This window comes from Candidatus Latescibacterota bacterium (assembly GCA_019038625.1).
In the GTDB taxonomy this organism is placed as follows: Bacteria; Krumholzibacteriota; Krumholzibacteriia; order Krumholzibacteriales; family Krumholzibacteriaceae; genus JAGLYV01.
Window position 1 is genome coordinate 53,461 of the sequence record JAHOYU010000084.1, and the last position, 6,540, is coordinate 60,000.

Here is a 6,540-nt window from a genome sequence, read left to right on the forward strand (position 1 = left end):
CTCTTACCACTCACCGTTCTTCAGATATTCGTTGATCGCCACAGCTGCTATCCTTCCCTGCCCCATGGCCAGGATGACTGTCGCAGCCCCGAGGACGATGTCGCCTCCGGCGAACACACCTTTTTTGCTGGTCTTCATCGTCTGGGCGTCCGCTATAATATTGCCCCACCTGTTCGTCTCCAGATCGGGAGTCGAATCGGGGATAAGCGGATTCGAAGAGTTCCCGATAGCGACTATACATGTGTCGATATCCACCCGGAATTCACTGTCTTTTATCGGTACAGGGCGGCGCCTGCCTGAATCGTCAGGTTCGCCGAGCTCCATCTTTATACATTCCATCTGCTTCACCCATCCATCGTCGTCACCTATCAGCCTGACAGGGTTCTGCAGTAGAAGGAACTGTACGCCCTCTTCGTCCGCATGATGGACTTCCTCTACTCTGGCCGGCATCTCGGTACGTGAACGTCTGTATACGAGATAGACATTATCCGCTCCCAGCCTCAGGGCGGTCCTCGCCGAATCCATGGCGACATTCCCACCTCCGAACACAGCGACATTCTTCGATTTCGCGATCGGGGTATCTGTCTCTGGAAATGAATAGGCTTTCATGAGGTTCGCGCGTGTCAGATATTCGTTCGCCGAGTATACGCCGTTGAGATTCTCACCCTCTATCCTCATGAACATCGGCAGCCCCGCGCCGGTCGCTACGAATATGGCGTCGTAACCCTGCTCGAACAGTTCGTCCAGCGAATGGATGTTCCCGATGACCATATTGTATTTCATCTCGACACCCATCTTCTCGAGATTCTCCACTTCGGTCATCACTATCGCCTTGGGAAGCCTGAACTCGGGAATACCATAGATGAGTACTCCCCCAGGCTTGTGAAGCGCTTCGAAGACGGTCACCTCGTGACCTTCCCTTCGAACGTCGGCAGCCACTGTCAGGCCTGCCGGGCCCGAACCGACTATCGCAACCCTCTTGCTGGTAGCGGACTTGATCTCCGGAGTATCGGCAGCCCCCTGCTCCATCTCCCAGTCGGCGATAAACCGCTCGAGTTTTCCGATCTGCACGGCCTTGTCCACCGTCTTGAGCGACTTGCCTACGATGCAGCCCAGCTGACACTGCTCCTCCTGCGGACACACTCTGCCGCAGATGGCAGGAAGGATGTTCGTGATCTTGATGGTCCTGGCCGCGCCTTTGAAATCACCTTCGCAGATCTGGTTGAGAAAAGTCGGAATATCGATCTCAACGGGACAACCATCAACGCAGGGCGCCTTCTTGCATTGCAGGCACCTGGTCGCTTCGAGCTTCGCCTGCTCGGGAGTGTATCCGAAAGGCACCTCTTTTAAGTTGTGAATCCTTTCCTTCGGATCCTGCTCGCCCATTTCCTGGGTCGGGATCTGCAATCTTTCCTTGGGTGTCAGTTTCTTCTCTTCCATAGTAGAAACAGCCGGCGACGGCCGGTACCTCCTTTATTATGACTGGAAACGATCCATCGATTCTTTTTCCTGCACCTGGTACATCCTCTGCCTCTTCATCATCTCGTCGAAGTCGACACAGTGGCCATCGAATTCCGGACCGTCGACACAGACGAACTTCGTCTTGTTATCGACAGTGACCCTGCACGCACCGCACATCCCTGTGCCGTCGACCATTATCGTGTTGAGACTGACGAGAGTGGGGATCTCATATTTTTTAGTGAGCAGACAGACGAACTTCATCATGATCGGAGGGCCCACAGTCACTACCAGATCGATCTTCAGTCCTTCGTCTATAAGTTTCTGCATCGCGTCTGTGACAAGGCCCTTCTGTCCATACGAGCCGTCATCGGTCGTGATCATCACCCTGTCGCTTGCCGCTTTCATCTGTTCTTCCATTATGACAAGACCCTTTGACCGACCCCCAAGGATCGAGATGACACTGTTCCCGGCTTCCTTCATCGCCTGCGCTATCGGATGGGCCGGGGCTATCCCGACACCTCCACCGACGATAACGACAGTACCGACCTTTTCGATATGTGTGGGACGTCCCAGCGGCCCGGCGAGATCGAGGATCGAGCCTCCCTCTTCGAGCATCGACATTTCCTTCGTAGTCTTGCCGACGACCTGGACGACCAGCTCCAGCCAGCCCTCTTCAGCCGAAGCATCCGCTATAGTGAGGGGGATACGCTCTCCGTCCTCCGATGTGCGAAGGATTATAAACTGTCCCGCTTTTCGTTTTGCGGCAATTGCCGGAGCTTCGACCCGCATTCGAAATACCTGGTCCGAAATAAATTCTTTCTCAAGAATCCTGTTCATAATGGACTCAAACCTTTTATATAAGTGGTTAACTAAACGGAGAAACGGACTCCGTCTGTATTCACGCTCGCCCGCGGCGCTGACAGGTCCGATCCCCACAAATTAAGACAATGGCACAACCAAAGTAGATATTTATCAGGAATGACCCTGCCAAATCAAGATAAATCTGTCCTCGTCGATTATTGACAAAGCAGAAAACCGGACGATCCGGGCGTTTCACGGCCCGATTCAGCGGATCAATGCCGCGTCGGATACTATGACACTCGCCACTCCGAGTTCGCTTTCCACCTTCCCCCTGATATGGAACGGCCCCCTGCCCTTCACCAGTTCTTTTGCTGTCTTCCTGTAAGTCTCGGGAAAGAAGATACCTTCGAACCTTCCTTCCCGGTCGGAGAACGTGATAAATAACATCTCTTCGCCTTTGCCCGAGGTGCGGGTGGCCTTACCGGTCACCTTCCAGCCGACCGTGTCGATCTCGCGTCCGGTCATCGAGGGTATCTGCAGCGATGTCACCAGATCGCGGCGGGTGGCGAGGGCACGGAGAGGCTCGGTATACATATCCAGTGGATGGGCGCTGATACACATGTCGAGGATCTCTCTCTCCGCCGAAAGCGACTCCTGCAGGCCATAGTCCTCCAGGGGGGGGATCGCCGCCATGAGATTCCCGGGGGCCGGCGCGCGGCTGGTGAGTGCTGGCTCCCGCCCAGCGCTGATCGCTGCGCTGAGTATCTGAAGTTCCCACATCAGTTCGGGGCGTGTACGCCCGAAACAGGTCATGGCCCCGCACCGTATCAGCGACTCGACCTCACGGCTCGAGATCTCCATCCTGGACAGAAAATCATCGAGGGAAGCGAACGGTCGATGCTCGATGATCGCGTCGGCCGCGGCAGTCGTCAGCCCCTTCACCTGACAGAACCCCACGCGCAGCTTGCGCCCGCTGCCCGAATGCCTGATCCCGCTCTCGTTCACGCATGGGGGAAGCACGGTCAGCCCGATCCGTTTTGCCTCTTCCAGGTATTCCTCGAAGGAGTAATATCCCCCGCCGTTGGAAAGGACGGCTGCCATGAACTCGGCAGGGTAATGTGCCTTCCACCACGCACTCTCGAACGACTCGACGGCGAAGGAGGCCGAATGAGCCTTGCAGAAGGCGTAGCCGGCGAAGGCCGCTATCCGGTCGAAGACATCAGTGGCGACGCTGTCCGGGATACCCTTCCGGGCAGCCCCACTCATGAACGCCTCCCGGTACCCTTCGAAAGTCTCTCCATCAGTGTTCTTGAATGACATGCATCGCCGCAGCCCATCCGCCTCGGCGTAGCTCATCCCCGCCACGGCGACTGCGAGCCTGATCACCTGCTCCTGGTAGATCAGGCAACCGAATGTATCGCAGAGTACCGCCTCAACGGCGGGATGATGTTTTTCGACCTCTTCGAGGCCGAGCGACCTTCGCAGGTACGACTGCTTCCCCCCGTGGCTCGACACGCCGGGCCTTATGATCGACGAAAGCGCTGTGAGCACCTCGAAATCTTCGCACTTCGCCTGGCGCATCAGCTGCATCATTATCGGTGACTCGATATAGAAACACCCTTCAGTCTTTCCTTCGCGAAGAAGCGCCTTCGTCGCCGGATCGTTGAAATAATCAATCCTCTCCGGATGCAGGACCTTCTCACCTTTACTCGAAGCCATTGCGGCTGCTTCCTGTATCACGGCAAGTCCCTTCTGACCGAGTATGTCTATCTTCACCAGCCCCGCGTCCTCGACCTCGTACATCGACCACTGTGTTATCTCGTATCCCTTGTCGCCGCGCTGGAGCGGCATCACGTCTGTGATCGGTTCCGGTGATATGACGAGCCCGCAGGGGTGGGTGCCCATATGCCTGGGAAATCCCCCTATCCTGATCGCTATCGGCAGCAGTGTCTTCAGCGGCTCCTGTTCCAGCGGCAGATCGGCCGCGCGCGGCGAGACCTTCCTCAGGTCCTCAAGCCGGTCTATCGAAGAGTAGAACGGGATCATCTTGATCAGTGGGGCCACTTCCCCCTCGGGGATGCCGAGCGCCTTTGCCGTCTCGCGTATCGCCGACCTCGCCCGCAGGGTGCAGTAGGTCCCTATCATCGCGACATGGTCCTCCCCGTACCGGCGGAAGATATACTGCAGGACCTCCTCACGGTCGTCCGTGGCAAAATCTATGTCAAAATCTGGAAGCTGCTCGCGCTCGGGGTTGAGAAAGCGCTCGAAGAACATGTTGTGGCGAAGAGGATTCACATGAGTGATGCCCAGGGCGTAGGATACGAGGCTGTTCCCCGCCGACCCCCTGCCGAGCGACCTCATCCCGCGCAACGAGGCAAACCTCACTATGTCCCAGCAGATGAGAAAGTAGTCGGCCAGTCCCTTCCCCTCTATCACGGAGAGTTCGTACTCCAGCATTCCGAGAGCTTCGGTCATCTCGCGCTCACTGACGCTCCCGAGCCGTTTTCGAAGCCCTCTCTGCGTCGTGCGGCGCAGCACCTCCGCCGCCGACTCGCCTGGGGGAAGCATAAATCGTGGAAGGCGCCTCTTTCCGATTCCCGGGTCGACATGACAATCGGAGGCGATGCGGGCGGTCTCAAGTACCGGCCCCGCATCCGGCCCGAAGACCTTCTCGATCTCCCTGCCAGTACGGAAGTACGCCCCTCGAGGCTCAGCTTCGTTCGGCAGTAAAGTCCCCACTGTCTTGCGCAGCCTGATGGCGGTGAGCACACGGTGGGCTAGATGATCCCGCGGCCTGGCGAATGCGACCGGGCCTGCGGCGACCGTCATGATTTTGCGTCTGGCGGCAAGGTCACTGAGCCTCCACCTAATCCTGTCATACTCCCTTCCCTCTATCACCGGCAGTTTGGCGCGAAGGTGCTCGCGACCCGCAAGGCGTTCGAGCATGTGTGGATCTGAAGAGAGTACATAGACATCGTCCGAGACCGACTTGAGCGCCTCGCCGAACGAAAAATCCTCATCGAGCTTTCTCGACGTGACCATCCTGCATAGCTCGCTGTACCCCGAGCCGTTCCTCGCCAGAAGCACAGCACTCGCCTCGAAGCCTCCATCCTCCACGCTGACGCTGTCGGTCAGCTCCACTCCGAAGATCGGCCTGACTCCCGCTTCCGAACAGGCTGCAGCGAAAGGTACGATGGTACACATATTGTCGATATCGGTGAGGGCGATCGCGTCCATCCCCGCTGCCGCAGCCATTGCGGGAAGCTCCTCGACCCCGCATACGCCCGAAAGCATCGAAAAACAGGAACGGGCGTTCAGATGTATGAATGCCCCGCTCAAGGCTGCCCACTCCCCGACCTCACAGCCGCCACAGACCTCCCGAAGACGGGAGCGACGCCCCGGGGCAGCTCCGTTCTCAAACGATCCAGGGCGTCGTGGATCCTGCGCCTGCGCAGTTCCTTTTTTTTGCTCTCTGCCAAAAAGAGTTCGAGCTGGAGAGGCTCGGGCTCAAGCGAACTTCCCTGCATCGATATGCTCCGCACCCTCACCCTGCGTGTGAATACACGGTCAAATACTTCTCCCGCACAATCGAAGAGCTTCAGATCGTCGGAACTACCCTGCGGAAGCCTGCCTGTACCAGAACTGATGTTCCCATCGGCGTAGGTCAGTTCCACCCGCAACCTGCCCGCGATTCGCCGGTCAGCGCGGAGCGACTGCCCCAGCTCTTCGGACATATCGTAGAGAAAAGATTCGAGAAGTCCCCGGTCGTCGAGGTCAGGCTGGAGGAGCCGGGTCACCTTCGCCCTTTCGTCATCGCGGGCCGATGTCCTGACCGGACTGGAGTCCTCACCGAGCGCCCCGCGGTAGAGGCGCTTTCCCCACGGACCGAGGCAGTATGTAAAAAGCTCCTCGCGAAACAGAAGAATGTCCCCCACTCTCCTGATCCCCAGTCCGGCGAGCATCGGGGCGTACTTCTCTCCTGCGGGCGGGAAATGCCCTATCTCGACCGGAGCGAGGAACGAGCTTTCGCATCCGGGATAGACATCGACCATGTGGGCACGCTTGGCGCTTCGCGAGGCCACATGGCTGACCAGCCTGCTTGCGGCCACGCCGAGGGAGATGTCGAGTCCTGTATCACTGAACACCTCGCCCTTGATGCGCCTGCCCGTGTCGAGCACATGTCCGAAGACCCTTCTACAGCCGGTGTAGTCGATATACCCCTCGTCGAGTCATTCCGCTACGACCACAGGAGAGAAACCGTGCAGAATATCGAGGATA

Annotated in this window: 2 protein-coding genes and 1 pseudogene; all 3 read right to left on the bottom strand. The window is 57.9% G+C overall.

Going from position 1 to position 6,540, the window contains the following annotated elements; genetic code table 11:
- Window positions 1-3: 3 nt before the first annotated feature.
- The 3 genes and pseudogenes from KOO63_06560 to KOO63_06570 all read right to left on the bottom strand — a co-directional run bounded on the left by KOO63_06560 (window position 4) and on the right by KOO63_06570 (window position 6,440).
- Window positions 4-2,298: pseudogene (locus KOO63_06560) on the bottom strand (bifunctional dihydroorotate dehydrogenase B NAD binding subunit/NADPH-dependent glutamate synthase).
- A 228-nt stretch (window positions 2,299-2,526) separates the two neighbouring features.
- Window positions 2,527-5,601 (bottom strand): DNA polymerase III subunit alpha, encoded by a 3,075-nt coding sequence (locus KOO63_06565; GenBank protein MBU8921463.1) that lies wholly within the window; start codon window positions 5,599-5,601, stop codon window positions 2,527-2,529.
- Window positions 5,598-6,440, bottom strand: a complete 843-nt coding sequence (locus KOO63_06570; protein MBU8921464.1) for a hypothetical protein — start codon at window positions 6,438-6,440, stop codon at window positions 5,598-5,600. The genes KOO63_06565 and KOO63_06570 overlap by 4 nt, the downstream gene beginning before the upstream one ends.
- Window positions 6,441-6,540 lie beyond the last annotated feature (100 nt).